The organism is Curtobacterium sp. MCBD17_028, assembly GCF_003234875.1.
In the GTDB taxonomy this organism is placed as follows: domain Bacteria; phylum Actinomycetota; class Actinomycetes; order Actinomycetales; family Microbacteriaceae; genus Curtobacterium.
In genome coordinates this window covers 179,943-206,875 of the sequence record NZ_QKTQ01000004.1, presented here as the reverse complement: position 1 = coordinate 206,875, position 26,933 = coordinate 179,943, and the positions used below count along the sequence as shown (strand labels likewise).

Below are 26,933 nucleotides of genomic sequence, written 5' to 3'. Positions count from 1 at the left end.
ATGACCGACGACCCCACGACCGCCGTCCTCTTCGACATCGACGGCACGCTCGCCGACTCGAACTACCCCCACGTGGACGCCTGGTGGCGTGCCTTCCACGCCGCGGGGCAGCCCGTCGACGCCTGGCGCATCCACCGCTGCATCGGCATGGACTCGTCGAGCCTCCTCGAAGAGCTCGTGGGCTCCGCGGACTCGGACGTCGCGAAGCAGGCGAAGGAGTTCCACACGGCGTACTACCGGGAACACTTCCAGGAGCTCCACATCCTGCCCGGCGTGCACGACCTGCTCGAGGAGGTCGCCCGCCGCGGGCACAAGGTCGTCCTCGCGACGAGCGCGCCCGAGGCCGAGCTCGCCATCCTCCGCGAGCTCCTGCAGATCGAGGACACGATCGAGGTCGTGACGAGCGGCGGTGACGTCGAGCAGGCGAAGCCGGACCCCGGGATCATCCAGCTCGCGCTCGAGCGCTCCGGGGCCGATCCCGACCACGCGATCATGGTCGGGGACTCCAAGTGGGACGTCATCGCCGCGGGCCGGGCCGGCGTCGCCGCGATCGGCGTGCTGTCCGGCGGCATCTCCGAGGCGGAGCTCCGTGAGGCCGGGGCCGTGGCGGTGTTCGACGACCCGGCCGCGATCCTCGCCGGGATCGACGACAGCCCCATCGGACAGCTGGGGGCGTGACGACGTGACCGATGTCGACGCAACGCCGTACCCGGACGACCAGGACCCCACCGACGGGACCTCCCTCGCGGGACGTGCGGACCGCATCCTCGACCCGGGCGCTGACGACGTCGCCGTGACCCGGTCGGAGGAGCGACTCGTCGTGCGCACCGATGCCGTGCCGGTGCGCCGTGTGCGGATCCGCAAGGTGATCGTGTCCGAGGAGCGGACCGTCACCGTCACCGTGCGGCGTGAAGAACTCCGCGTTGAGGAGGAGTCGCTCGACGGGACCGACGTCGTCGACCCGGGCACGGTCCTCCCGATCGGCTCCGCCGACGCGATCGAGCTGGTGTTGCACGAGGAGCAGGTGGAGGTCGTCACCCGCGTCGTCCCCGTGGAGCGCGTGCGCGTGGTCACGGACGTGGTGACCGAGCAGCGGTCACTCACCGAGACCGTCGGGCACGAGGAGGTCGACGTCGTCGACGAGGACCTGACCGACCGGCACTGAGCGGCGTGCGGGTCGGGAGGGCCGCCCGCACCTGCGAGGATGGTCCGTCGTGATCACCATCGAACGCGTCGCGTGGGAGGACCCGCGGGCCGTCGCGCTCCGCGCCGCCATGGACGACGACATGCACGCCCGGTACGGGGTCGGTGACGGCACCGAGGACCCGGCGCGCGCCGCCGAGCGGGAGCGTGCCCTCCACGTCGACCCAGAGACGGTCGTCGCGGCGATCCTCGCGGTCGACGAGCGCGGCGAGGCCGTCGGGCACATCGCCGTCCGGTGGCTCGGGGACGAGCTCGAGCTCAAGCGCTTGATCGTGCTCGCGGCGGCGCGCGGGCAGGGTGCCGCCACGGCCCTCCTGGCCGAGTCGGAGGCCGTGGGGCGCGAGGTCGGCGCACACCGGCTCGTCCTGCAGACCGGTGACAAGCAGCCCGAGGCCGTCGCCCTGTACGACAAGACCGGCTGGCGTCGGATCCCGATCTACTGGGGTCCGTACGCGCGCACGATGCCGTTCTCGATCTGCTTCGACAAGCAGCTGGACTGAGGACGGCCATGCCCCAGAAGATCATCCTCGACTGCGACCCGGGCCATGACGACGCCGTGGCGATCCTGCTCGCCCACGGCAGCCCGGAGATCGAGCTGCTCGCCGTGACCACCGTCGTCGGCAACCAGACGCTCGCCAAGGTGACGCGGAACGCGCTCGCCGTCGCGCGGATCGCCGGGATCACCGACGTGCCGTTCGCGGCGGGCGCGGACCGGCCGCTCGTCCGGACCATCGAGCACGCCGCGGACATCCACGGGGAGTCCGGGCTCGACGGGCCCGTCCTCCCCGAACCGTCGATCGAGCTCGACCCCCGGCACGCCGTCGACCTCATCATCGACACCGTCATGGCGCACGAGCCGGGCACGATCACGCTCGTGCCGGTCGGAGGCCTGACGAACCTCGCGCTCGCCGTCCGCAAGGAGCCGCGGATCGTCGAGCGGGTCCAGCGGGTCGTCCTCATGGGCGGCGGCGTCCACGTCGGCAACATGACCCCCGTCGCCGAGTTCAACATCGCGATCGACCCCGAGGCCGCGCAGATCGTGTTCACGGCGGGCTGGGACGTCGTCATGGTCGGGCTGGACCTCACCCACCAGGCGCTCGCGACCCCCGACGTCGTCGCGCGCATCGCGGCACTCGGCACCGGGCCGGCACGGTTCGTCGACGAGCTCATGGGCTTCTTCGCCGACGCGTACCGCGACGTGCAGGGGTTCGACGCCCCGCCCGTGCACGACCCCTGCGCGGTCGCCCACGTCATCGACCCGACGATCGTCCGAGCCGTGCGCATGCCCATCGCCGTCGAGACCACCGGCACCCTGACCACCGGCATGACCGTCGCCGACCTCCGGGCGCCCGCGCCCGAGGACTGCCGGACCTCCGCCGCGCTCGAGCTCGACCGCGACCGGTTCTGGGACCTCGTCGTCGACGCACTCGAGCGGATCGGCGAGGGCGGCGTGGGGGACGCGGACCCGGTCGCCGTCGCCGACGGGATCGACGCGTGACGGGCCTCCCGGCCGACGGGGCGGACACGGTCGGCACCGCTGCTCCGGATCGGGACGTCCTGGAGGCCCGCGGCCGCGTCGTCGTGGTCGGCTCGCTCAACGCGGACCTGGTCGTCCGGACCGCGCGGTTCCCCCGCGCGGGCGAGACCCTCCACGGCGAGGACCTGCGGATCCTGCCCGGCGGCAAGAGCGCCAACCAGGCCGTCGCGGCCGGTCGGCTCGGGGGCGACGTCGCCCTCGTCGGCGCGGTGGGCGACGACGCGAACGGCGCGCTCCTGCGCGATGCCGTTGCGGACGCCGGCGTGGACGTCGCCGGCGTGCGCGTGTTCGAGGGCAGCGCGACCGGCACCGCGGTCATCACCGTGGACGCCGCCGGCGAGAACACCATCGTCGTCTCGCCCGGGGCGAACGGGCGGCTGTCCGCCGCCGACGTCGACGCCGCCCACGGGGCGTTCGCGGGCGCGGCCGTGCTCGGACTCTGCCTCGAGGTCGACATGGAGGTCGTACTCGCGGCCGCCCGCCGTGCCGACGCCGCCGGGACCACGGTCGTGACGAACCTGTCGCCGTTCGGGCCCGTGCCCGAGGAACTCCTCGCGCTGACCGACGTGCTGCTCGTCAACGAGCACGAGGCCGCGCAGCTCGTGGCGCCAGCGGGAGGCGCCGCGGCGGACGCGGACGCGGGGGCAGACGGCGGTGCGGCGGACGGCGGCGCGGCCGACGTCGGGCGGCTCGCGGGCCTCCTGGCCGACCGCGGGGTCGACCGCGCAGTCGTGACCACCGGGAGTGCCGGGTGCGTCGTGCTCGACCGCGGCGCGGAGCCCGTCCGCGTTCCGTCCGTCCGCGTCGACCCCGTCGACACGACGGGCTGTGGCGACGCGTTCACCGGCGCACTGGCGATGCGGCTGGCGGCCGGAGACGACCTCGTGACCGCTGCTCGGTTCGCGGTCGTGGTCGGCGCGTTCGCCGCCACCCGGCTCGGCGCGCAGTCGTCCTACCCGACGATCGAGGAGTTCGACGCGTTCCTGGCCGATCACGCCTGAGGTCGCGTTGTCCCCCGGGCGCTCAGGCGGCCCCAGCCGGTTCGCGTAGACGAGCGGCATGACATCCAGGTTCCGAGGACAGGTCGTCGTGATCACCGGGGCGTCGAGCGGCATCGGCCGCGCGACCGCCCACGCCTTCGCCGAGGCCGGCGCACACGTCGTGCTCGCCGCCCGGGGACGCGAGAGCCTGGAGGCCGCGGCCGAGGAGTGCCGGGCCCGCGGAGCCGAGGCGCTCGCCGTGCCCACCGACGTGTCCGACGCCGAGCAGGTCCGGGCGCTCGTCGCGGCGACCATCGCCCGGTTCGGACACATCGACGTGTTCGTCGGGAACGCCGCGCTGTTCGCGTACGGCCTGTTCGAGCAGGTGCCGGACGACGCGTTCCGCCGGGTGGTCGAGACGAACCTGTTCGGGCACGTCAACGGGATCCGGGCGGTGCTCCCGCACTTCCGGGAGCGCGGACGGGGGACCTACGTGCTCGTCGGGTCGATCCAGTCGCTCCTGTCCGCGCCCTACCAGTCGGCGTACGTGACGAGCAAGCACGCGGCGCTCGGCCTGGCGGACGTCCTCGGCGACGAGTTCCGCGGGACGGACATCCACTTCCCGGCCGTCCTGCCCTCGACGATCGACACCCCGATCTACCAGCACGGCGCGAACTACACGAACCAGAACTCGCACCCCATGCCGCCGGTCATCAGTCCGCAGCGCGTGGCCAAGGCGATCATGCGTGCCGTCGTGCACCCGAAGCGGAACACGTACGTCGGGCTCGCGCAGGCCGCCCTCGTGCCGCTCGAGTTCGCGCTGCCGCCGCTGTTCCACGCGATCACCCGCCCCGCCGTCGAGATCTTCGCGCTCCGCGGGCACGCGGCACCGAGCGACGGCAACCTCTACGGTCCCGACGACGCGTCGAACGCGACCGACGGCGGGTGGCGCGCGAGTGCCCGGCGGAAGTGGGTGCCCGTCGTGCTCGGCGCCGCTGCCGTCGGGGTCGTCGCGCTCGCGGGCGGTCGTTCGCGGCGCTGACCGCGGGGCCCCGCCTGGTTCGACGCTGGTAGACCCTGACCCCCGGAATGGGGGGTCATGACGATCGTTCATGTACCCGTACTGTTCGGAATGTTCTCGCTGGGACGCGCGGGGCTTCAAGGACGCGTCCGGCGATCAGGGTTCTGCCTTTGGGGGCATCCATGCGTGCGTTCGAGTCGTTGTCTGTTCGGGGTCGGATCGGCGCAGCGCTGGCGGTGCTCATCGCGTTGATCGCGGCGCTGTTGGTGGCGGTGACGCCGCCGGCTCCGGCGCATGCCGATGCGACGGACACGGGCACTGGTGGTCGGTTCGTGGCGGCGTCCGGCCGGATCTTGGACACGCGGAGCGGGACGGGTGGGTACTCGACGGCGATGCCGGCGGGCGGGTACCGGTCGATCCAGGTGGGTGGCAAGGCCGGTGTACCGACGTCTGGGGTGGGTGCGGTCGTGGTGAACGTCACCGCGGTGAACATGACGCAGCAGGGTGAGGTGCGTGGCCGGCCGGATGGTTCGACGGCGTCGGCGTTGATGCTCGTGTTCGACGGTGGTGGGTTGGGGACGACGTCGAACACGGCGACGATCGCGGTCGGTGACGATGGGACGATCCAGGTTGCATCGGACGTGGTGACGGATCTCGTGATCGACGTGCAGGGCTACTACACCGCGAACGACGATGGGACGGCGGCGGGCGGGTTCGTGTCGGTGCCGGGCACGCGGATCGTGGATTCCCGGAACGGCACGGGGGTGTCGAAGGCGCAGATCGCGGCGGGCAGTTCGGTGACGTTCCAGGTGACGGGCAATGGTGGTGTGCCGGCGGGTGCGTCGGCGGTCGTTGCGAACTTCATCGTGATCCCGGCGGCGAACGGCGGCTACATCACGCCGTATCCGGCGGGGACGAGCAAGCCGCAGCGGTCGTTGCAGTACGCGGCGGGGGTGCCGACGTCGCTGACGGCGCAGGTGGCGTTGAGTAGTGATGGCAAGTTGACCGTCGCGGATGACGTGAACGCGATCGATCTCGCGGTGGATGTGCAGGGGTACTTCACGGCGACGAACGGCGGTGGGAGCGTGTTCACGCCTGCCGCGGGGACGGTCTATGACACGCGGGTCAGCCCGAACACCGCACTGGCTGGGCAGGAGACGCGCGCCATCCCGGTGTCGGGGCAGGCGGGTGTTCCCGCGGTCGGTTCGGGCGTCACCGCGGTCGCGTTGACGTTGACGGCGTTGCATGCCGCGAACAGCGGTGGGAACGCGACTGTGTACGCGGATGGCGCTGCGAAGCCGGCCACCACGTCGATCAACTTCGCCGGTGACTCCATCCGGACGAACACCGTGATCGTGGCGGTCGGGTCGAACGGCAAGATCGATCTCGGCAACTACAGTTCGGACAGCACGGATTACGTGCTCGAACTACAGGGCTGGTACAACGCCTTGCCGACCGGTCCCACGACCACGAACGTGACGGGGTCGCGGCCGTCGGCGACGAACCTGAGTTTCGGGATCGATGACCAGACGAGTGCGCAGGTGGACGTCGCGACGGGGAACCTGTTGGTCGGGAACAGCGGGTTGTCGCTGCCGGGGGTGAACGCGTCGACGACGATCGGTGCGGCGTACAACTCGCGGGGTTGGCAGACGGCGAGCAGCATCGGGATGGCGGCGAACCGGTGGCAGTACGCCCTCGACGGCGTCGGATCGCTGTCGGCGGGCAGCACGGGCGTGATCTACACGGGTCCGGATGGGTCGACGTGGCTGTTCACGGTCAACGCTGACGGTTCGTACACGACGCCAGCTGGCCTGCAGCAGACGCTCGCGAAATCGTCGACGGAGTACACGTTGACGTCGTGGACGTCGAAGCAGGTCGACCACTTCAACCTCAACGGCCAGCCGACGAAGGTGGTCGACGGGAACAGCAACGCCGTCGCGTTCAGCTACTCCGGTGCGACCCTGGCGAGCATCGTGTCGACGGCGGGCGCGGTCACCACGGACAGCAGCGGGAAGCCGATCAGCGGCGCACGGGTCGCGAACGTCGCGTACAGCAACGAGGTGACGACGTTCACGCAGACGAACGGCTCGGCGACGCGGTCGATCAAGTACAGCAAGGACGGCAACGGCAACATCGTCAGCTACACGGACGCCACCGGCGCAACCACGACGTTCGGGTACTCCGGGCAGGACCTGACCTCGGTCACGGCGCCGAACGGTGGGGTGACGACGTTCACGTACGACAGCTCGGATCGGGTCACCGAGGTCGATCAGCGCAACACCACGGCGGGGTCGCCGGGCACCGCTGTCACGCGGCTGTCGTACGCGTCGAGCACCCAGACGCAGGTCGCGGGTCCGGACACGAGTACCTCGCAGGCGGTGTCGGCGGTGAAGAACACCACCTACACGATCGACGCGTCCACGCACGACGTCAAGAACGCGGTCGACCCGGATGGGAACACCCGCAGCGCGTCGTACAACGCGGCGAACAATGCGGTGTCGCAGAGCCAGGTCGGCTCGGGTGACAGCACCTCCACGACCACCGGTACCTACACGTCGAACAGCGGCCAGTCGTTGGACAAGGTCGCGTCCTCGTCCGGCGCGTCCGGCTCGGCCACCTACGGGGACAGCACGAATCCGTATCTGCCGACCAGCATGACCGACGGGTCGAAGAACACAGCGGACGGGTCGGACAACAAGACGACGGTGACCTACAGCGGGCAGGGCAACCAGATGACGTCCTCCACCGGCAGCGACAAGAACGTGCAGGCGAAGGTCACGCGGAACACTGACGGCACGGTGCAGACGGCGACGGCGCCGGGGAACAGCGGCAACCCGACCACCTACGTCTACGACGGCAACCACCAGCTGTCCACGGTCACTGCGCCGTCGGTGACGGCGACGAACGGCAGCGCAGCGCTGGGGGTGAAGACGTACACGTACGACGCGTTCGGGCGGCTCGCGTCCGAGACGGACGGCAACAGCCACACGACGTCGTTCACGTACGACAACGACGACCGGCAGCTGACCGAGTCGTTTTCCGACGGCACCCACGCGGTGTCGAACCAGTACGACGGGAACGGGAACCTGACGTCGTCGACCTCGGCGTCGGGGACGATCACGAACACGTACGACCAGCAGAACCGGCTGACGTCGACGGTGAACACCGCCGGCGGCGGCACGATCTCGTACACGTACGACAAGGCCTCGAACGAGCTCACCGTGTCCGCCGGCGGTGGCACGGCGACGAACACCTACGACCCGGCCAACTACCTGCTGACCACGACGCTGCCGAACGCGTCCGGCACCGAGACGCAGGTGTACAAGATCGACGACCACGGCCGTCGGACGGACACGTGGGTGGATTCGAACGCGGCGCACACGACGTGGACGGCGCGCACCCACACGGACTACGACACCTCCGGCCGGGTGATCCGGGTGCGGTCCTGGACCGGTACCGGCGACGACAGCAACACGCTCGTGTTCGATACGTCGTACTGCTTCCAGGTCGCCACGTCCTCGGCGAGCTGCGACACGATCCAGCAAGCGAAGCCGACCGATGCGAGCAAGGCCAACGACAGCAGCCGGCTGCAGCTGGCGACCGACAACATCACCGGGCAGAGCACGCGGTACGGGTACGCGGCGGGGCGGCTGACCAGCGCCACTCAGGCTGGTGGTAGCAGCAACGTGACGTGGACGTACTCGTACAACAGCAACGGGGACCGCACCGGTGCCGCGGAGACGGGAAGTGCGACGTCGTCGCAGAACCTGACGTACAACGCGGCGAACCAGATCACCTCGAGCGGGTACACGTATGACGCAGCGGGGAACTTGACCGCATCACCGGGGGTGACGTACACGTACAACGGGGCGGAGCAGATGACCAGCTCCACCATGGGTGGGAAGACCACCACGTACACCTACGCCGGTGCGGACCAGAACGAGCTGCTCAGTCAGTCGACGCCGGGTGGGGACTCGTACACGTACGTGTACGGCAAGAGCGGGCAGCTGCAGTCCCAGACCAGCAGCGGGCTGACGTCGTTCTTCTTCGACGACCCGACCACGGGGCAGGTCCTCGACGCGATCAACCCCGACCTGCAGGTGGGTCTGTACCTAGTCGACGGAATCGGGAACCCCGTCGGGATCCTCACCGACGACGGACAGCGGGCCTACTCGGTGTCCTTCGACCCCTATGGTGGTCGGACCGTCACGAGCGGGGCGTCGTCACCCTGGTACGAGTACCTTCCGTTCGGCTACAAGTCGGGTACCCGTATCACCGGCGACGGACTGGTGAAGTTCGGACTGCGCTGGTATCTGCCATCCATCGGAGCCTGGACGCAGGAGGATACCCTCGACGCGCCGCTCGACCCCAACAACGCCAACCGATACGCCTTCGCCGGCGACGACCCAATCGACGGCTCGGACCCGTCCGGCAAAGTCTGGGTGGGGCCAACCTTTCAGGTTTGCGCCATCGGGTGCTTGAACGTGGGCTTGAGCTTCAACGATAAAGGCGTGGACGCCACTTATGGTTACGGGATTGGCCCTCGGGCATCGGCTACCTTGGACATCAATGGTGGACCTGGAGGGGATACGACCGGGTTTAGCCATTCATTCAGCTGCGGAATTGCCGATGGTGGAGGGCTAGATGGGGGTGCAAGCTTTTCGAACTCTTGGGCCGCTACAGGATATGGTGGTTTCGAGATCGGCGCGGGCGGCGGATGCGCCGGTACAAGCGAGGATCAAGTTCGGCTTATCGGGTACTGAACGTATGTGGATTACTGGCCTGATCATCGGGCCCCTCGCAATCATCATAGGAATACTACTTCTCGTTTTCGGGCGAGGTGCCGCTGACTTCTTCAATTCCGCAACTATGCAGGCCGACTCACAGTTCGGGCGGTTTACCCCTGGAAAGCTGGTCGTGCCAGCGATCGCGGCCATCGGCATCGGGACCGTATTCTTTATAGCTGGATTCTTCAAGTCGCAGGGGGGGTGAAGCACCCGTTAACGCCCCTAGGTATCGCCGCCCTGATTTTCGTGGTGATGAGCGGACCCGGAGCGGCCTGGCGCTTGTGCCGCAGACCATCAAGGGCTGACTCCGGGGGTGCCCTTGCTCTCCGGTGAGCGGCGGTCCGGCTGTCCGGAAACGGTCCGCCTGTCCGTGAAGTTGGTCGGTAGCCGATTGGTAGACGCAGCGGTGGAACTGCTCCGAATGCCTAGGCTCTGGACATCACAGGCGTTGGCGCGTCTTAGCGGCGGTGGTCGTCCTTGCCGGCTTGGTGTCTGCGGGTGCGTCTGCCAGCGAGCTGATCGCGAAGCTTGTAAATGAAGGTCGCTTCGAGCAACCCGGATATGGCGAATGCAATGACAGCGAAGACCACGTTCATCGGGGGTCGAGACTGATTAAAGACGGCGATCGGCATGACAACCACGAGTCCCGCGCACATGATGACATTGACCCAAGCGCCTACCAGGCCGCCCGGTGCGTCAGGCAATCTATCCATCCATCGATCCGGCATGATGCAGACGCTACTCCTGGAACACGACCCGACCAGAAGACTAGCCGCGCTGGAGGTGACACCACCAAAGGGAAGGTGGGGGCGCGCAGCTAGAACTTGGTCGTGGACGCTGGGCTGGGACCGCGTCCCCAGCGGGCGCCGTGGCGTGATGGAGCGAAGTGCTGTGAGCTCGTAGAGATGGACGTAACCAATGGACGAGCCGACTGCCGCCTCGCTAGAGGCGACAGCGTCCGAGGTGCAGCGCAACCGGCGTGCCTCACCTCGAGGCAGCGGCGGATGCGGCGGTGGGTGAGGTCGAGAATGTGCAGACTCCCGATCGTGGTGACGGCCCACGCTCCGGTGTCCGAATCCGACAGCTCCCGGATGCGCTCGGCGTCCTGATCGGCCGTCACGGCTCTCGTGTCCTCCTCCGGGATGCGCTCGCGATGTGGCCGCTGTCCAGGATGGTCTGCAAGTGCGCGTGAACCTCGGTGGCGGTCACCAGCTGCGGCCGCGGAGCGTGGCGACGACGGTCCGTAGTGGTCGGCCTTCCCGTGGCCAGTCGACCGGCGATACCGGGTTGCCGTCGGTGTCAGGGGTGAGGGAGGGGTGGGGTGTGGTCATGAAGCGGGTCATGGGCATGCCGTCACCTGCCGAGGCAGGCCGGGTATGGGCTCACCCCGCCACGGAAGAACGGGCCGACCCTTGGCTGGCTACGGAGCAGTGACCATGAAGAATGCGCTCGTCGCCACCTTCGGGGCGCTGCCCGCACCATTGCGTCGCTCGCTGACCTGGGACCGCGGGAAAGAGATGTCCGCGCACGCGCTCTTGACTGCGGAAATCGGGATGCCGGTCTACTTCGCCGACGCGAAGAGCCCCTGGCAGCGCGGCAGCAACGAGCACCTCAACGGGCTGCTGCGGCAGTACTTCCCGAAAGGGACCGACCTGTCTCGCTGGAGCGCCGCGGAGATCGCCGCCATCGCCGAAGCGATCAACAATCGACCACGCGGCATCCTCGGCTGGCGAACCCCCGCCCAAGCCTTCGCCGACCAACTACGCTCAGCCTCACAAGCAACTGTTGCGACGACCGGTTGAATACGGCCAATTTCGTTCGAAGAAGTTCGTCCGCGCGCTCTCGGATGCCGGGCTCCTGGGATCGATGGGCAGGGTCGGCGCGTGCGCGGACAACGCCGCAATGGAATCCTTCTTCGCGCTCCTGCAGAAGAACGTCCTGAACCGCCAACGATGGAGCAGTCGGGAGCAGCTCCGGCTGGCGATCGTGCATTGGATCGAGGGCACGTACCACCGGAAACGCCGGCAGCGGGGCCTCGGGAAGTTGACCCCGATCGAGTACGAAGCAATCATCAACCCATCGGTCGCACTCGCGGCCTAAACCAACGAGTCAACGAAACCTGCAGCAGTCCCGACCTGGCCCATCGCCCACGTCGCGGCGGAAATGTGGAGTTCTCGTGCAAGCGCATCGAAGTGGGTGAACCGTTCGCGAGTGTACGGCGAGGCCGGTCTCGAGGACCCGGCCTTCAGCCCCGCATCGGTCCCCGACAGCGACGCCAGCGTCGGTGGTGACTGGATCGAGCAGCTCCGGCGGACATGCAAACACTCCGCACGTCGCATCGTGGTCGAGCTCGCCGCCGACGACGTGCGGATGTCGGTACGGAACGTTCGTCGGCGGTCCCTGCGAGACCGCGCTAGGAGTAGCAGCGCCAGAGTCTGGTGGGCATCATTCCTCGCGACGCCTGGGTGTGCTACTGCCACTGAGCTGTCGTCGCGCTATTATTCTGCCTACTATGATGACCTGTGGGGCTGACGTATCTTGACCCGCTCCGAGATCAGCAAGCGTATCCTGCGGCAGCGCGCGTACAACTTCGTCTCGTTACTGGCAGTGATATTGGCGGCAGGAACGGCGCTGGAGACGATTCACCATTATGGCAGCGGTGCAAAGGCAATAAATCAGGCCTTTTGGGTTTCTTGGTGTTTCGTAGCGGTTGCAGGTCTGGGTGGTCCGTGCCTTTTCATCAGGTCAATGAAGAAGCTCATCGCTTTACACGCTGAGCTGCGCCGGCGCTTTTGACACAGCCGACCACGGGCCGGTGGTAGATGCGGTCAGTCCGGATCTGCGAGTGAGGTTGTACCTGAAGGACGCATTGGGCGGGTACTGTCCCGCAGCCTCAAGCGACTGTGATGCGAGCAACGCCGCCCGTGCTTCCAGCGTTCACCAGGATCCGGGTGCACCGACGGCGCGTCCGGACGAGTTGCACGACCCGGACCGGTACTGCGTCGCCGCCGTCGTGATCGACGAAGACGATGCGGCGGCTCTCCACGCAGTCCGAGCCGCGGCGCGATCCATCGCCTCGCGCTGCTCGTCGCGGACGAGTCCCACACCAGCGAAGCCGGGGCATCCTCGCGGAGCTCGTGAAGCGGTGCGAGTCATCAGGAGGGTGCGCGGCGATCACGCGCCGCGGACTGGCGCGATGTGATGCCGGGCGGAGCTTGCATCGGCCTCAGCGTCGCGGTGCCCGTGGACGACGCACAGGACGAGGCCCCGGGTCCGTCCGGACCCGGGGACTCGTGCTGCTCGGTCAGATCGTGGGCGAGTCCTCGTCCAGGTCCTCACCCTCGGCCTGCGAGGGCGCGTCCATGCCACCGTGCGTGGTGGCGTCCGCCTCGTCCTCGCCGCCGGCTTCTGATGTCGTGCGGGCCATGTCGGCCTCCTTCCGTGTGACGGGACGTGTGCCCGTCGAGGGTCACTGCGACGCGGCCGTGGGGGCCGCGTCACCACCCCGATCATGGCCTGGAGCGGTGCCGGTGCCCCGCAGTCTCGGCTCGTGCTCAGGGAGGCCAGGAGCCGAGGGGGTCTCACCAGCGGCGACTGGCGAGCCCGGCCACCCGACCGCGCGGCTCGGGACCGCGGGTGCGCGGAGCATCGTGAACCCGCGCCGGAACCACCGGTACCAGGGGAGTCCGGCGCGGCCGTGGGACCCGAGCGTGTGGAGCGCCTTGCGCGTGCGGACCACCAGTCCGCGGCGGTCCCGCAGCGGGTCGCTCGAGATCTCGGCGCGCAGTCCCGGATCGACGACGACGCGCCATGCCGGGTCGAGGTGGAGGCTCAGGTCGACGTCGTCGTGGAGCGCCGGGTCACGACGGTCCACGCGGGCGGACACGCGGGTCCAGGCCGCGCGCGTGAACGCGGTGTTCGAGCCGAAGACCGGCGGTCGTGCGAGCGCGAGCCACATGAGCACGAAGTACGCCCGCATGTACGCGAGCTGCCAGAACGCGCGCGGGATCGGGCCGAGGTCCCGGAACCGCCCTGGTCCGGTCACCGCGACCACGCGCGGGTCCTCGAAGGCCCGGAGCGCACGGTCGACCCAGTCGGACGGCAGCACCGAGTCCGCGTCGACGCGGGCGATCAGGTCGCCGGAGGCCGCGTCGTACCCGCGTGACGCGGCAGCCGCGATCCCCCGGACCGGCTCGTGGAGCACGGTGGCACCGGCCGCGAGGGCGACGGCGACGCTGTCGTCGGTGCTGCCGTTGTCGACGACGATGACCTCGTCGACGGGCACGGTCTGCACCGCGACGGACGCGAGGCACCGTCGGAGCACGGAGGCGTCATCGAGGACGGGGACCACCATCGACACGTGAGGTCGACGGTGGTCCCCGTCACGGCGGCGGCGTCGGCCGCCGGAGCGCGTCACTCCTTGTTTCGCCGGTCCTGCGACAGGGCGGCCTTCTGCTCGACCTTGTTCGGGGTCGGGGTGGTGCCGTAGTAGCGGGCGTCGACCAGCGTGGGCGGGGGCATCGGCACCGAGGTGGTGGGCCCGTCGTGGTAGGTGTACTCGCCCTTGCCGTCGAACGAGGGGCCGCTCGCCCAGCGTCCCTCGGCCGCGGCGGCGCCGTCGGAGAAGTTGAGGTACTGGTAGTTGACCTCCTGGTCCTCCTTCTTCTGCGCGAAGTTGCTCGGGACCGGGAAGTCCTCGTAGCCCTCTTCGCGGAGCTCGGCGGCGGCGGTCGCCCACATGTTCTGGTGCATGGTGTCGCGGGCGATGAGGAACGACAGCAGGTCGCGGATCCCGTGGTCGTCCGTCATGTGGTAGAGCCGGGCGGCCTGGATGCGCCCCTGCATCTCCGCGTTCTCGTTCGCCGTGAAGTCGGCGAGGAGGTTGCCACTCGCCGTGATGTACGAGCCCTGCCACGGGTTCCCGTTGCTGTCGACGGGGCGCGCGCCGGCGCCGGCGACGATCGCGTGCTGGACGTCCATGCCTCCGATGACGGCGGCGACGGTCGGGTCGTCCTGCACGGCCTCCTTGGTGATGCCGAGCGGGGCCTTCTCGAGCAGCTGGGCGATCATCGTCGCGAGCATCTCGACGTGACCGAGCTCCTCGGCGCCGATCCCGAAGACGAGGTCCCGGTACTTGCCGGGGATGTGCATGTTCCAGGCCTGGAACTGGTACTGCAGCGCGACCGAGATCTCGCCGTACTGGCCACCGAGGACCTCCTGCAGCTTCCGTGCGTAGACGGCGTCGGGCTTGCTCGGCGTGGACTTGAACTGCAATTCCTGCTTGTGGAAGTACATCCTGTGTCTCTCCTTCAGCTCGCGTCGGTGCCGGGCGGGTCCCGGCGCTCACGACGCGTGGTCTGGACCGTAGGCCCCGTTCCCTCGCCACCCATGCAGGTTGTCCCCCTCGGACGGGAGGTGCGGTGCGGCCCCGCCCCGGCCCTCCCGTCCGGATTTCCGGGAGTCAGCGAGGCCCACCCGGGCGTCCGGGGGACGAACGGTGCGTGCTCCGGCCGCCCCCGGGTCGTCCGGAGCACCCAGAACGGGGGACAATCTCCCTGGTCCGCCCCTGGGAGTCCGAACGCTCCCAGGCGAGAACGCGCACGGTGGGTGACACGCCAGACCGGGATGACGCCTGTCCTCCCGGACCCGCGAACAGGGAAGGAACGTCATGAGCACATACCCACCGGAGAACGACATCCCGAACGACACCCCGATCTACGACCGGGCCGTGCCGACCGGGTCGCTCGCCGACGACGACCTCATCGACGACGAGCTCGTCGTCGACGACACGACGGACACCACCTACTCCGGCGTCCACGTCCCGTCCTACGGAACGGACAGCGCGAGCGACTCCGGCGGCTCCGGCAAGGCCGACGCCGCCAAGGGCGCAGCCCAGAACGTCGCGGGCGACGCCAAGCAGTCGGCCGCGCAGGTCGCGGGCGTCGCCAAGGAGCAGGCGTCCCGAGTCGCCTCGGAGGCCACGGACCACGCCAAGGAACTCCTCGGCCAGGCGACGTCGAGCCTCAAGGACCAGGCGGGCCAGCAGCAGCAGCGCGCCGCGGGCGGACTCCGCACGATCAGCGACCAGCTGTCGTCGATGGCCGAGAACGCCGACGACGGCATCGCGGGCAAGGTCGTCCGCGACCTCTCGAACCGCGCCGGCAGCGTCGCGGGCTACCTCGAAGGCCGTGACCCGGGCTCGCTGATCGACGAGGTCCGTTCCTTCGCGGCCCGTCGTCCGGGCACGTTCATCGCCATCGCCGCCGGAGCGGGCATCCTCGCCGGTCGCCTCACCAAGGCGCTGACGACGGAGATCAAGCACGAGAAGGAAGCCGAGGCCTTCGGTGGCGCCACCGGCGGCGACTCGTCCTCGTACGACGCCACGTCGACGAGCACCTACTCGACCGTCACCGACACGGACTACGGCACGACCGGCGCTGCGTACGGCACGACGGACCCGGTCGAGACCGAGTACGACCGCGGCACGGGTGCCGGGTACGGCACCGGAGGCGTGGCATGAGCCAGACCACCCCGGGTGGCGTCCCGGGCGGCGTGCCCGGCGCGGGCTACACCGCCGGCGCCACCGCTGCATCGCGACCGAACGAAGCCGCCGAGGAGCGCGCCGCCACGACGCCGCTCGGTGAGCTGCTGACGGACGTCTCGAAGGACCTGTCGAACCTGTTCCGCCAGGAGGTCGCGCTCGCCAAGGCCGAGCTGACCGAGTCGGCGAAGAAGGCCGGCAAGGGCGCTGGGATGTTCGGTGGAGCCGGTCTGACCGCGCTCTTCGCCCTCCTCTTCATCTCCATCGCCGCGTGGTGGGCCCTCGGGTTCCTCGTGAACAACGCCTGGTCGGCGCTCATCATCGCGGTGATCTACGGCATCATCGCCGCGATCCTCGCGATGCAGGGCCGCAAGTCGATGAAGGAGATCCAGGGCGCCCCGCAGACGGTCGAGACCGCCAAGGAGATCCCCGACACCCTCAAGCCGCACACCAACGGGAGGAACGCATGAGCACCCCAGACGAGATCCGCGCCGAGATCGAGCGCACCCGTGGCAACCTCGGGTCGGACGTCGATGCACTCGCCGACAAGGTGAGCCCGTCGTCGATCGCCCACCGCCAGACCGAGAAGGTGCGCGAGCGCATCGGCTCCGTCCGCGACAGCGTGATGGGCACGGTCGACGCCGCCAAGAGCAAGGTCCAGTCCGGCACGAGCAGCGCCTCGGGCTCCGTCTCGGGCGCCTCCGACTCCGCCAAGGGCGCTGCCCGTTCGGCCGTCGGCAAGGCCAAGGGCAACCCGCTCGCCGTCGGCCTCATCGCCTTCGGTGCGGGCTGGCTCGCCTCGTCCCTCATCCCGGCCTCCTCGAAGGAAGAGGACCTCGCCGGCCAGCTGAAGGACCAGGCCGCACCGCTCGTGGACAAGGCCAAGGGCGTGGGGCAGGACATCGCCTCCGACCTCAAGGACACCGCGCAGGAGCACGTGCAGGACCTCAAGGGCACGGCGCAGGACGCCGCGTCGACGGTCAAGGACGAGGCGCAGTCCTCGGCCTCGGACGTCAAGGACAGCGCCCAGAGCGCCAAGGACGACGTGCAGAACGCGTAGTCGTCCCGACGCTCCACCCCCACGGACCGGCCCGGGTGCCGTGGTCAGACCGGATGGTCTCGACCACGGCCCCGGGCCGGTCCGTTCGTGTGTCCGGGACGGGCTCGACCTCGACGAGCCCCGCGGCGGCGAGTTCCCCGAGGAACGCCGCCACCTGCCCCGCCACCGTCTCCGGGTCGACGTCCGGGTACCACCGCGCCACCCGGGTGGCCACGTCCTCGACGGTCGTGCCCTCGTCCAGCTCGGACCAGACGACCGCAGCGCTGCCGGCGAGCACGTGCAGGTCGCACCGTGCGGGATCGGTGACCACCACCCGCTCGGCGTCGCCGACCGCCGCGACCCGCGCCCGTCGGCGGACCCAGCGACGGGGCGGCCCTGCCGTCCGTTCGTCGTCGTCCATGCGGACCTCCCTCCTCGGCTGCGCATGCTAGCGCCGACCTCCCGGTCAGCCGTGGGCGCGCTCCGGGGGGTGAGTCCGCGCGCCGGGCCCTCATCACGGCCGCTCCGGTGAGCGGACGACGGCACCCGCGCCACGGGACGTGAACTGACGGGTGACCCGGTGCCGGGCCTGCCGGACGCCCATCGCGCACGCCCCTGATCGAGCCGCGTCGTGACCGTACGGTCACCGCGACCGACCCGATCGAGGAGGGGATCGTCGCGATGACCACACCGCCGTCCACACGCACACGGCCGTCGCCGTGGGAGCGTGCCGCGCCGCCCGAGCCGAGCGACGGGCGGACGCGTGTCGTCGTGGTGTGCGCGGCGAACCTCGCGCGCTCCCCACTCGTCGAGCGTCTGCTGCAGGCCGAGCTCGACGCCCGGGCCCCCGGGCGCTTCGCGGTCTCGAGCTGCGGGGTGCGGGTGCTCGAGCGCGGCGCGATGGTGCCGGGTGTCCGTCGCATGTTGCGCGACCGGGGGCTGGACGCGTCCGGCCATCGGGCGTCACCGCTCCAGGCGACCCGGCTCCGGGGTGCGACACTCGTGCTCACGGCCGAGGAGGCCCACTCCGTCGCCGTGCTCGAGCGCGTGCCGGCGCTGCTCAACCGGACGTTCACCGTGCTCGAGTTCGCGGCGATCGCGCGTCACCACCGCGCGCGCGGGCTCGACCCGGCGGGGCTCCTCCAGCGAGCGGGCTCCCTGCGGGCCGCGGTGACGGCGGAGGGCGGCGATCGGCATCTCATCGACCCGGTCGGTCCGGACCCGGCGCGTCTCGGGGCGCTCGAGGCACAACTCGGTGACGCCGTCACGGTGATCGCAGACGCGCTGGCGGCGACCCGTGGCTGAGCGGCGGCGGGTCCTGCGACGGGTGTCGTTCGCGGTCGTGATCCTCGTCGTGCTGCCGCTCGTCGCGGCGGCCGCGGTCGTGCTGCTGGTGCAGACCGGGTACCGGTCCGACGTCCGGACCCTCGACACCGACCCGTTCCCGAGAGGGGAGCGTCCGGCGGCGTCCCGGGCCTCCGAGAACGTGCTGCTCATCGGCTCGGACACCCGCGGACGCCTCGGCGACATCGCGGGCGGCGGTCCGACCGGGCAGCGCTCGGACACGCTCATGCTCGTCCACCTCCCGGCCGACGGCGACGACGTCCAGGTCATGTCGATCATGCGCGACCTCTGGGTGCCGATCCCCGGGCACGGCGAGGGCAAGGTGAACGCCGCGTTCTCCCTCGGCGGGGTCCCGCTGACGATCCGCACCGTGGAGGCGCTCCTCGACGTCCGCATCGACCACGTCGCGGTCGTCGACTTCGCCGGGTTCGCGGCCATGTCGTCGACGCTCGGTGGTGTCGACGTCGTGTCGCCCAAGGCCTTCACGAGCCGGAACATGCCGGGCTACCGGTTCACGGCCGGCGTCAACCACGTGGCCGGGCAGCGCGCGCTCGCCTTCGTGCGCGAACGGTACGCGTTCCCCGACGCGGACCACCAGCGCGTGCGCAACCAACAGTCGTTCCTCCGCGGTGTCCTCGACCGCCTGGCCGACCGGGACGGCCTGCACGACCTCGGCCGGGTGCGGGCGTTCCTGGGTGCGACGGGACGGTCCGTGACGGTGGACCCCGGCCTCACGTTCACCCGCGCGGTGCGCATCGGCTGGCGACTCCGATCGGTCCGACCGGACGACGTGGCCTTCTTCACGCTGCCGACGCTCGGCAGCGGGACGAGCGCGGACGGTCAGTCGATCGTGCTGCAGGACCGGACCGCGGTCGCCGAGATCGGCAGCGCCCTGCGGCACGACACCCTCGGCGACTGGGTCGACCACCACCACACCGAGGAGCGGTGACGTGGCGCACACGATCGCGACGGCCGCGGTCGGCGGGCACCGGGAGGCGCGGCCCGGCACCGCGACACCGCTCCCGACCCGGACGATGGCCGCCACCGAGGCCGTGAGTCTGCTCGCCGCGACCCTCGGATCGCAGTTCCTCCGCTTCGGGTTCGACGGGAACGGCGTGCAGATCGGGTTCGTCGGGCTCGACTACACCGAGTTCTCGGTGCTCCTGTCGGGGCTGTGGTTCGTCCTCCTCCTCGTCGTCCGGGCCGGGCGGTCCCCCGAGGACCGCTTCGTGTCGTCACCCGGCGCGTTCCGCGACCTCACCCACACCACGGTCGTCGTCGTGCTCGTGCTCGCCGTGTCCTCCGCGATCACGCAGACGGAGATCTCGCGGGGGTACCTGCTCGTGGCCGTCCCGCTCGGCCTCGTCGCGCTCGTCGCCGACCGGGTGGCCTGGCGCGCGTGGGTCCGTCGTGTGCGCGAGCGCGGCCGGATGTGCCGCTCGACGCTCGTCATCGGTCCGTCCGACTCGGTGGCGGCCGTCCGTGACCTGGTCGACCGCGACCCGGGTGCCGGGCTCCGCGTCGTCCGGACGTTGGTCACCGACGGCCCCGTCGGGGCGAGTGCGCGCCGCGCCGGACCCGAGGCGCTGCACGCGCGCGTCGAGCAGCTCGTCGACGAGCTCGGCCCGGACGCGGTGCTCGTCGTCGGCGGTCACGGTGACGAGTTCGCGCGCGAGCTCTCCTGGGCCCTCGAGGCCGACGGTGTCCAGCTGCTCGTTGCGCCGCAGGTCGGACCGGTCGCGACGCAGCGCCTCCAGACGGTCACGCTCGCCGGGCACGCCCTGATCGCCGTCGAACCGCCCCCGCGGTCCGGCCTCCCGCACGTGGCGAAGCGGGCGTTCGACGTCGTGGCGAGTGCCCTGGGGCTGGTCCTCGCTGCGCCCTTCATCGTGCTCGTCGCCCTCGCGGTACGACTCGACAGTCCGGGGCCCGCGTTCTTCACCCAGCAGCGCGTCGGCCAGGGCGGACGGCCGTTCACGATCGTCAAGTTCCGGACGATGGTGCCGGGCGCGGACCGACTGCAGGGCGACCTCCGCGCCGAGAACGAACACGGCTCCGGACCGCTGTTCAAGATGCGGGACGACCCGCGCGTGACCCGGCTGGGCCGCTTCCTCCGGCGCTGGTCGGTGGACGAGGTCCCACAGCTCGTCAACGTCCTGCTCGGTCACATGAGCCTCGTGGGGCCGCGGCCACCCCTGCCGTCCGAGGTGGCGACGTACGGGGACCGGGCACGACGGCGCCTCCTGACGAAGCCGGGGCTGACGGGCCCGTGGCAGGTCGGGGGTCGCTCGGACCTCCCGTGGGAGGACGGCCTCCACCTCGACCTCCTGTACGTCGAGAACTGGTCCCTCATGGGCGACCTGGTCGTCCTGGCCCGGACGGTCGGTGCCGTCCTCCGCGCACGGGGAGCCTACTGATGGCGTCGGGACGCACACCGCTCCTCCGGGTCGCGCCCGACGCCGTCCTGCTCGCCGACGAGCCGCTGTTCCGGGGGGACGTGCGCGACCTCCTCGACGAGGTCGACCGGCGGCGGGGCACCGGTCGGACGCTCGTGACGACACCGAACGTCGACCAGGTGCTCGTGCTGCGGAACGACGAGGCGGCGCGCCGTGCGCACGCGCGGGCGGACCTCCGGACGGTCGACGGCCTCCCGATCGTCGCGTTGGCGCGACTGCTCGGCGACCACACCGTGCGTCGGGTCACCGGGGCGGACCTCCTCGTCGCGTGCAGCGCGGCCTCCGCCGAGCGGGGGTGGCGGATCGTCGTCACCGGTGGAGCACCGGGCACGGCGGTCCGCGCGGCGGAGCGACTCCGGACGCAGCACCCCGGCGCGGACGTCCGGGACGTGCCGTTCCCGGACCTCGTGGGCGGCGAGGACGGCGGCACGGTCGTCGAGCGGCTCCGGGCGATCCGCCCCGACGTCGTCTTCCTCTGCCTCGGGTCGCCGAAGCAGGAGGCGTGGTTCCTCCGGTGGGAGGACGCACTGCCCGACGCGGTCTACGTCGGCGCCGGCGCGGCGGTCGACTTCGCCGCCGGCGCCCGGCGCCGTGCACCCGTGCTCGTCCAGCGCCTCGGTCTGGAGTGGTCGTGGCGGCTGCTGCAGGAACCGCGCCGCCTCGCTCACCGCTACCTGGTCCGGGGCCCGGCGTTCCTGCTCGTGGTCGCGCGGTCGCTCCTGGCCGCACGCGAGCGTCGACCGGACCGGGCATGAGCGCTCAGCCCACGGATTCCGTGCCCGACGTGACCGTCGTCGCCGCGCTGTTCCGGCCCGGTCGGTTGCTCGACGGGTTCCTGGGCCGAGCCGCGGCCCTCCTCACCGCGGGCGTCGAGCTCGTCCTGGTCGACGACGGGTCCGGTGACGGCACCGCCGAGCGCCTCCGTCGGTGGGCGGTCGACCGCCCCGACGTGCAGGTGCTCGAGAACGCGACGAACTCCGGGGTGGCCGCGAGCCGCAACCGCGCCGTCCGGCTCGCCCGCGGTACGTGGGTGTGGTTCGTCGACCACGACGACCGGTGGGAGCCCGGAGCACCGACGCGGCTCCTCGACGCGGCGACCGACGACGTCGACCTCGTCGTGTGTCGGGCCGACTTCCGCACCGACCCGCTCCGCCCCGGCCGGATCGTCGACGGTGTCCCCGTGCCGCGCGTCGCGACCGGTCCCGAGGCGCTCGTCATGCTGCTCGAGGGCACCATCGACGGCTTCCTGTGGTCGAAGCTCGTCCGCCGCTCGGTCCTCGGGGACGCCCCCTTCCCGCACCTGCCGTCGCAGAGCGACGTCGCGGGTCTCGCCCCGGTGCTCGCCGCCGCGCGACGGGTCCGGTTCGTCCCGGACGTGCTCTACCACTGGGTCCACCGTCCCGGCTCGGTCTCGCGGTCCAGGACGCCCGCGCTCGACGCCCTGGAGGCCGCCCACGCCGCCGTCGTCGCGGCCGCGGACTCCATGGCGCCGGTCGACGCACCGGCGCTCGCCGACCCGGCACGCCGCGAGGAGCTCCTGACCTGGTTCACGTGCTGGTTCCGGTGCCGCGCGCTCGTCGTCACGCCGGGGCGCCAGCACGCGCCCTGGTCGGTCCGGCGCGCCGGGGTGCGTCGCGCCCGACGAGCCCTGCACGGTCGTCGGCTCGGTGGCGTCCATCTGCGGTCGACCTCGGTGTGGCTCCTCATGTGGGCGGTCCGCGTCGCACCGCTCCTGGTGGTCGGCGTGCTGCCCCTGCTCTTCGCGGTGCACGACGCCCGGGTGGCCGGACGGTCCCGCGGGTGAGGCCGCGTCCAAGGCGGGTGAGGCCGTGGGGGATCCCACCGCCCGGCGATCGCCGGGAACGTGCGTGCGCCCGGGCGGGCCACCCACGCCGGGACGGAGACTGCCCTGATCCCGCCCCGACCACGACCCGGAGGACCACGCATGGCTCCCGACGCACGTCCCGACGAGCGGACCTCCCGGACCCTGGCCGACTACGTGCGCATGTTCCGGACGTACTGGTTCGGCGCGGTGCTCATCGTCCTGGCCTGCGTCGCCGCGGCCGGTGCGTGGACGCTCACGCAACCGCGGGTGTACACGTCCGAGGCCTCCGGTTTCGTGCGGGTCGCGGGCAACGGCGACGCCAACCTCGACTACGCCGCCGACCAGTTGTCGAAGTCCCAGGCCGAGACGTACGTCGAGCTCGGTGGTTCGCTGGCGGTCGCGAAACGGGTGGTCCGGGCGACCGGCACCAGCGCATCACCGCAGGAGCTGCTCGGCCGCGTGCAGACCCGCCTGCCGGAGGGCACGGCGATCATCGACGTCACCGCGAGCGGCGCGACCCCGCGCGAGTCCGCCGACCTCGCGGACGCGTGGATCGCGGGCATGGGGCGGCAGATCGCCGCGATCCAGTCGTCGGGGGAGGCGCTCGCCTCGGCCACGACGAAGCTCGTCCCGTTGGCCTCCGCCACCGTCCCGACGTCGCCGACGTCGCCGGACGTGCGCGCGGCGGTGACGCTCGGGGTGCTCGTCGGCCTGCTCCTGGCGTCGGTGTACGTCCTCGTGCGGCAGGCCCTCGACCGGCGCATCCGCTCGGCCGCCGCGATCGAGGCCGCGTTCGGTGTCCCCGTGCTCGGGACCATCCCGCTCAACCCCGCCCTGACCGACCACCGGCAACTCGTCGACGCCCTGCCGAACCGCACGCCCGAGGAGCGACGGGTCAACTTCGCGACGTCCGAGGCCCTCCGCGAGCTGCGCACGAACCTGTCCTACGTCCACGTCGACGAGCGCCCGAAGGTCCTCGTCGTCACGAGTCCGCTCCCGGGCGACGGCAAGTCGACGATCGCGGCGAACCTCGCCCGGTCCCTCGCCGTGACGTCCACCGGGCGGGTCGTGCTCATCGACTGCGATCTCCGGCGACCCGTGCTGTCGGCGGTCTTCGGCGTGGCCCGGGGCGCGGGCCTCACCGACGTGCTGTCCGGACGCGCGGACCTCGCCGACGTCATGCAGCAGACCGACGACGTCGGCAACCTGTGGATCGTCGGGTCCGGCCGCGTTCCACCGAACCCGAGCGAGCTGCTCGGGTCGCGGATGTTCCGGGACATCCTCGCCTCGCTCGGGGAACACGCGACGGTGGTCCTCGACGCGCCGCCGATCCTCGCCGTCACCGACGCCGTCGTGCTCGCGGCCGGTGCGGACGGCCTCGTGGTGACGGTCTCGGCGCAGGGCACCACGATCGACCAGCTCGGACGGGCGCTGCAGCTCGTGGCCCGGGGTGGGGGGACCGTGCTGGGTGCGGTGCTCAACCGGGTCCCGACGCGCGGGCAGGACGCGCGCGACTACGGCTACTACGGCGGCGCGTACTACGCGGGGGACGACGACGGGTCGGAGTCCGCTCCCGGCACGGACGGCGGCGCGGAACACGGCACGGACGGCGACGCGGAAGCGCGCGCAGCCCGCGGGGTCCGTCCGTCCGGCGGGTCCCGGCTCACGCCCTCCCTGCCCGACCGGGACGCCTCGGTCCCACGCTCGCCCGTGGTGTCCCCGTACGACCCGTCCCTCGAGCTCCCCTCGCGGCGGAGCCGGCGGCGGGCGGCCGCGGTCGGCGGGACCGACGACACCCGGCCGTGACGGCCGCAGCACGGCTGGACGCGCGTGCCACCGTCGAGCTGGCGCACGCCGTCGTGGCGGACGCCGCGGCCGTCGCCGGTGTCCCGTTCCTGGTCCTCAAGGGCCTCGGCGCTCAGCTCCACGGCCTCCAGGACCGACACCGGGTCCCGGCGGACGTCGACGTCCTCGTGCCACCGCGCGGCGTTCCGGTGATGACCGCCGAGCTCGAGCGCCGTGGGTGGTGCCGACGGCCCGCGGACGCCGACGACGTGACGTTCAGCCGCCACTCCGTCACGCTGTTCCGCAGCGGGTGGAGCTGCGACCTGGACGTGCACGACCGGTTCCCGGGCTTCGGGACGGACACCGACGCGGTGTTCGCCCGGCTCTGGAGGACCCGGTGCACGCTCGTCGTCGCCGGGGCGTCCGTCCCGGTCCCGGACCTTCCCGAGGCGGTCCTCGTGCAGGCGCTGCACTGCCTCCGGAGCATCACCGTCCCCCGTCACGCGGAGGAGTACGTGCACCTCGTCGAGCGGACGGCCGGCGACGGGAACCCGGTCCTGCCCGCGCCGACCGTCCTCGACGCGGCCCGCGCGCTCGGCGCGGTGCCCGCGGCGCGGCCGTTCCTCGCCGACGCGTTCGGCATCGAGCTCGACGACTGGGGTGTGCCCGACCTGCGGTGGCGCCTGTTGACGGCCGCGTCGTCACCCCACGCGCGGCGGCTGCTCGCGGTCGTCGAGGCGCCGTGGCGCGAGCGACTCCGCGTGGTCCGGGTCGCCCTGCTCCCACCACGGGAGACGCTGGAGAAACGGGGACTCGGAGGGCTCGACCGCCTCGGCCTCCTCGCGGCCTACGCCCGCCGACTGTGGCGTGGCATGCGGTTCCTGCCGTCCGCGGCCCGGGAGGCCCGACGCGCGCGGGACCGCGGCTGACGGTCCGGCGCCGGCCTGCTCGGGCACCGTCTCCAGGCCGCCTCCGCCCGGCCCGTCGGCACGGCCGAGGCGGGGCAACGCGAACGTGAACGTCAGGAGGATCCCGGCCTGCAACCACACGAGGAGGTCGAACGAGAACCCCATCCCGAACCAGAGCAGGACGAGGGCCCGGCCCTGCGCGTCCGCCCGGACGGCCACGACGACGACCACGGCGAGGAACACGGCCAGGCCGGCGACGCCGGTGGTGCCGAGCAGGTACACCGGGAGGTCGTCCACCACCTGCAGCCCGTACGTCGTCTCGATGAGGTGGTCGGCGAACAGCCAGGTCTCGCTGCCGAACCCGGTGCCCCAGAGCGACTCGGCCAGGGGACGGGCGAGCAACCGGGGGACCGCGGCGATCGAGGTCGAGCGGTGGATCCAGGAGCCGGAGGACAGGAGCTCGGTCGTGACCGTGGAGATCCCGAAGTCGAGCACGGCCACGATGCCCCCGACGATCGCCGTGAGGACCACGTTCCTGGCCCACCGGCCGATCCCGCGCCGGTGGACCGCGTGCAGGAGGACCCCGAGGACGGCGCAGAGGACCGCGCTGCGGGTACCGGAGAGGAACACGCCGACCGCGGCGACGAGGAGCGCGACGCTCCGGACGGCGCCGGACATGCCGATGCGGTTGCTCCACGCCACCACGACCGCGATCGCCTCGAACGTCCCGAACACGATCGGCTGCCCCATCGACCCCTGGCCGCGTTCCCATACGTCGCCCGTCAGGGGGTTCGGGCGGGAGACCCCACCACGCTGACCCCAGATGGGCGTGGCACCCGTGACCAGGTCGACGGCGGTCCACGCGACCTCGACGGCGGCGATGACGAGCACGGCGATGAGGACGATGCGGAGGCCGCGGGCGTCGAGGTGCGCCGTGACGAGGGCGACCACCACGGCGGTGCCGAAGTACACCGTGAGACGCGAGGTCGAGTACGACCCCGCGAGGAGGGCGCCGACGCCGATCCACACCCAGAGGGCGGTCGGGACGAGGAAGCGCGGCGCGGTCAGGTCCGACACCGCACCGACCCGGGCGACGGCGACGAGCAGGACGACCGCGCAGAGCGCGAAGGCCGGCACCCACACGGTGCGCGGCGCACTGTTGTTGCCCACCACGGCCGTGACCGCGAGCGTGAGCACGAGTGCCCAGGCGCGCACGGTGGCCGCCGGCACGAGCACGAGGAACGCGACGACGACCAGGAGCCCGGCGGACGCGGCCAGGGCGAGGACGGTGACGGGTGGCACACCGTTTCCTATCGCCTCGGGAGCGCCGCACTCGCGCCCTCCCGAGGGCCAGCGGCCGTCCGGGAGGCCCGGATCACCGCCCCGGCCACCCTCCTGCCCCCGACATGGTCCGGGCCCTCACCGGCACGCCGCGGGTGGCATCGAGGCGGCGCACCGGGTGATGCGGCGCGCCGCCAGGTGAGTCCGCCCCGGGGACGGGTGACCG

The 26,933-nt window shown here is 71.2% G+C and carries 21 protein-coding genes and 3 pseudogenes; 20 read left to right on the top strand and 4 right to left on the bottom strand.

The genetic code is table 11. From position 1 onward, the window contains the following. The 10 genes and pseudogenes from DEI86_RS07180 to DEI86_RS17020 all read left to right on the top strand — a co-directional run. Positions 1 to 678, top strand: a complete 678-nt coding sequence (locus tag DEI86_RS07180; protein ID WP_111010670.1) for an HAD family hydrolase — start codon at positions 1 to 3, stop codon at positions 676 to 678. Positions 679 to 682: 4 nt separating this feature from the next. Then, entirely contained in the window at positions 683 to 1,165 is a 483-nt protein-coding gene (locus DEI86_RS07175) for a DUF2382 domain-containing protein (protein WP_181439723.1), read from the top strand. A 49-nt stretch (positions 1,166 to 1,214) separates the two neighbouring features. After that, the gene (locus DEI86_RS07170) at positions 1,215 to 1,703 is read left to right on the top strand and encodes a GNAT family N-acetyltransferase (RefSeq protein ID WP_258371988.1); all 489 of its coding nucleotides are present in this window, start codon (positions 1,215 to 1,217) and stop codon (positions 1,701 to 1,703) included. Positions 1,704 to 1,711: 8 nt separating this feature from the next. Continuing rightward, positions 1,712 to 2,701 (top strand): nucleoside hydrolase, encoded by a 990-nt coding sequence (locus tag DEI86_RS07165; RefSeq protein ID WP_111049146.1) that lies wholly within the window; start codon positions 1,712 to 1,714, stop codon positions 2,699 to 2,701. A gap of 59 nt (positions 2,702 to 2,760) precedes the next feature. Beyond that, positions 2,761 to 3,741 (top strand): ribokinase, encoded by a 981-nt coding sequence (locus DEI86_RS07160; protein WP_111049222.1) that lies wholly within the window; start codon positions 2,761 to 2,763, stop codon positions 3,739 to 3,741. A 58-nt stretch (positions 3,742 to 3,799) separates the two neighbouring features. Further along, the gene (locus DEI86_RS07155; RefSeq protein ID WP_111049145.1) at positions 3,800 to 4,762 is read left to right on the top strand and encodes an SDR family NAD(P)-dependent oxidoreductase; all 963 of its coding nucleotides are present in this window, start codon (positions 3,800 to 3,802) and stop codon (positions 4,760 to 4,762) included. Between the two features lie 161 nt (positions 4,763 to 4,923). Further along, positions 4,924 to 9,504 (top strand): RHS repeat-associated core domain-containing protein, encoded by a 4,581-nt coding sequence (locus DEI86_RS07150; RefSeq protein ID WP_146244876.1) that lies wholly within the window; start codon positions 4,924 to 4,926, stop codon positions 9,502 to 9,504. A gap of 1,378 nt (positions 9,505 to 10,882) precedes the next feature. After that, a pseudogene (locus DEI86_RS07140) lies at positions 10,883 to 11,330 on the top strand (IS30 family transposase); the annotation flags it as partial. 7 nt (positions 11,331 to 11,337) lie between these two features. Continuing rightward, a pseudogene (locus tag DEI86_RS07135) lies at positions 11,338 to 11,628 on the top strand (integrase core domain-containing protein); the annotation flags it as partial. Positions 11,629 to 11,667: 39 nt separating this feature from the next. Continuing rightward, a pseudogene (locus DEI86_RS17020) lies at positions 11,668 to 11,922 on the top strand (helix-turn-helix domain-containing protein); the annotation flags it as partial. A 910-nt stretch (positions 11,923 to 12,832) separates the two neighbouring features. Here DEI86_RS17020 and DEI86_RS16825 read toward each other — a convergent pair. From DEI86_RS16825 to DEI86_RS07120, 3 genes are read right to left on the bottom strand one after another with little or no spacing between them, the layout of a single operon-like run. Then, a complete protein-coding gene (locus DEI86_RS16825) occupies positions 12,833 to 12,955 on the bottom strand; it encodes a hypothetical protein (protein ID WP_258370120.1) in 123 nt (40 codons plus the stop codon). Positions 12,956 to 12,997: 42 nt separating this feature from the next. Continuing rightward, the gene (locus tag DEI86_RS07125; RefSeq protein WP_111049221.1) at positions 12,998 to 13,882 is read right to left on the bottom strand and encodes a glycosyltransferase; all 885 of its coding nucleotides are present in this window, start codon (positions 13,880 to 13,882) and stop codon (positions 12,998 to 13,000) included. Positions 13,883 to 13,941: 59 nt separating this feature from the next. After that, positions 13,942 to 14,823: a manganese catalase family protein gene (locus tag DEI86_RS07120; protein WP_111010678.1), complete on the bottom strand. Its 882-nt coding sequence runs from the start codon at positions 14,821 to 14,823 to the stop codon at positions 13,942 to 13,944. Positions 14,824 to 15,196: 373 nt separating this feature from the next. On the opposite strand from DEI86_RS07120, the gene DEI86_RS07115 reads away from it, so the two are divergent. The 3 genes from DEI86_RS07115 to DEI86_RS07105 are packed head-to-tail and all read left to right on the top strand — an operon-like array spanning position 15,197 to position 17,129. After that, the gene (locus tag DEI86_RS07115) at positions 15,197 to 16,048 is read left to right on the top strand and encodes a hypothetical protein (RefSeq protein ID WP_111010679.1); all 852 of its coding nucleotides are present in this window, start codon (positions 15,197 to 15,199) and stop codon (positions 16,046 to 16,048) included. After that, a complete protein-coding gene (locus DEI86_RS07110) occupies positions 16,045 to 16,539 on the top strand; it encodes a phage holin family protein (protein ID WP_111010680.1) in 495 nt (164 codons plus the stop codon). Before DEI86_RS07115 ends, DEI86_RS07110 begins: the two co-directional genes overlap by 4 nt. Beyond that, positions 16,536 to 17,129 (top strand): DUF3618 domain-containing protein, encoded by a 594-nt coding sequence (locus DEI86_RS07105; RefSeq protein WP_111010681.1) that lies wholly within the window; start codon positions 16,536 to 16,538, stop codon positions 17,127 to 17,129. Before DEI86_RS07110 ends, DEI86_RS07105 begins: the two co-directional genes overlap by 4 nt. On the opposite strand, the gene DEI86_RS07100 is transcribed toward DEI86_RS07105, so the two are convergent. After that, positions 17,083 to 17,529, bottom strand: a complete 447-nt coding sequence (locus DEI86_RS07100) for a PqqD family protein (protein ID WP_111013034.1) — start codon at positions 17,527 to 17,529, stop codon at positions 17,083 to 17,085. The two genes, DEI86_RS07105 and DEI86_RS07100, sit on opposite strands and share 47 nt — an antisense overlap. Before the next feature lie 260 nt (positions 17,530 to 17,789). Between DEI86_RS07100 and DEI86_RS07095 the strand changes: the two genes are divergently transcribed. The 7 genes from DEI86_RS07095 to DEI86_RS07065 all read left to right on the top strand — a co-directional run bounded on the left by DEI86_RS07095 (position 17,790) and on the right by DEI86_RS07065 (position 25,447). Then, positions 17,790 to 18,413 carry a hypothetical protein gene (locus DEI86_RS07095; protein WP_111049140.1) on the top strand — a complete coding sequence of 208 codons (624 nt, stop codon included), beginning with the start codon at positions 17,790 to 17,792 and terminating at the stop codon, positions 18,411 to 18,413. Further along, complete coding sequence (locus DEI86_RS07090; RefSeq protein ID WP_111036168.1) at positions 18,406 to 19,401, top strand: LCP family protein; 996 nt, start codon at positions 18,406 to 18,408, stop codon at positions 19,399 to 19,401. Before DEI86_RS07095 ends, DEI86_RS07090 begins: the two co-directional genes overlap by 8 nt. A gap of 1 nt (position 19,402) precedes the next feature. Next, positions 19,403 to 20,869 carry a sugar transferase gene (locus tag DEI86_RS07085; RefSeq protein ID WP_111049139.1) on the top strand — a complete coding sequence of 489 codons (1,467 nt, stop codon included), beginning with the start codon at positions 19,403 to 19,405 and terminating at the stop codon, positions 20,867 to 20,869. After that, positions 20,869 to 21,663, top strand: a complete 795-nt coding sequence (locus DEI86_RS07080) for a WecB/TagA/CpsF family glycosyltransferase (protein ID WP_111049138.1) — start codon at positions 20,869 to 20,871, stop codon at positions 21,661 to 21,663. Before DEI86_RS07085 ends, DEI86_RS07080 begins: the two co-directional genes overlap by 1 nt. Before the next feature lie 20 nt (positions 21,664 to 21,683). After that, positions 21,684 to 22,712 (top strand): glycosyltransferase, encoded by a 1,029-nt coding sequence (locus tag DEI86_RS07075; RefSeq protein WP_181439721.1) that lies wholly within the window; start codon positions 21,684 to 21,686, stop codon positions 22,710 to 22,712. Positions 22,713 to 22,853: 141 nt separating this feature from the next. Next, entirely contained in the window at positions 22,854 to 24,539 is a 1,686-nt protein-coding gene (locus tag DEI86_RS07070; RefSeq protein ID WP_111049136.1) for a polysaccharide biosynthesis tyrosine autokinase, read from the top strand. Continuing rightward, positions 24,536 to 25,447: a nucleotidyltransferase family protein gene (locus DEI86_RS07065; protein WP_111049135.1), complete on the top strand. Its 912-nt coding sequence runs from the start codon at positions 24,536 to 24,538 to the stop codon at positions 25,445 to 25,447. Before DEI86_RS07070 ends, DEI86_RS07065 begins: the two co-directional genes overlap by 4 nt. Positions 25,448 to 26,933 lie beyond the last annotated feature (1,486 nt).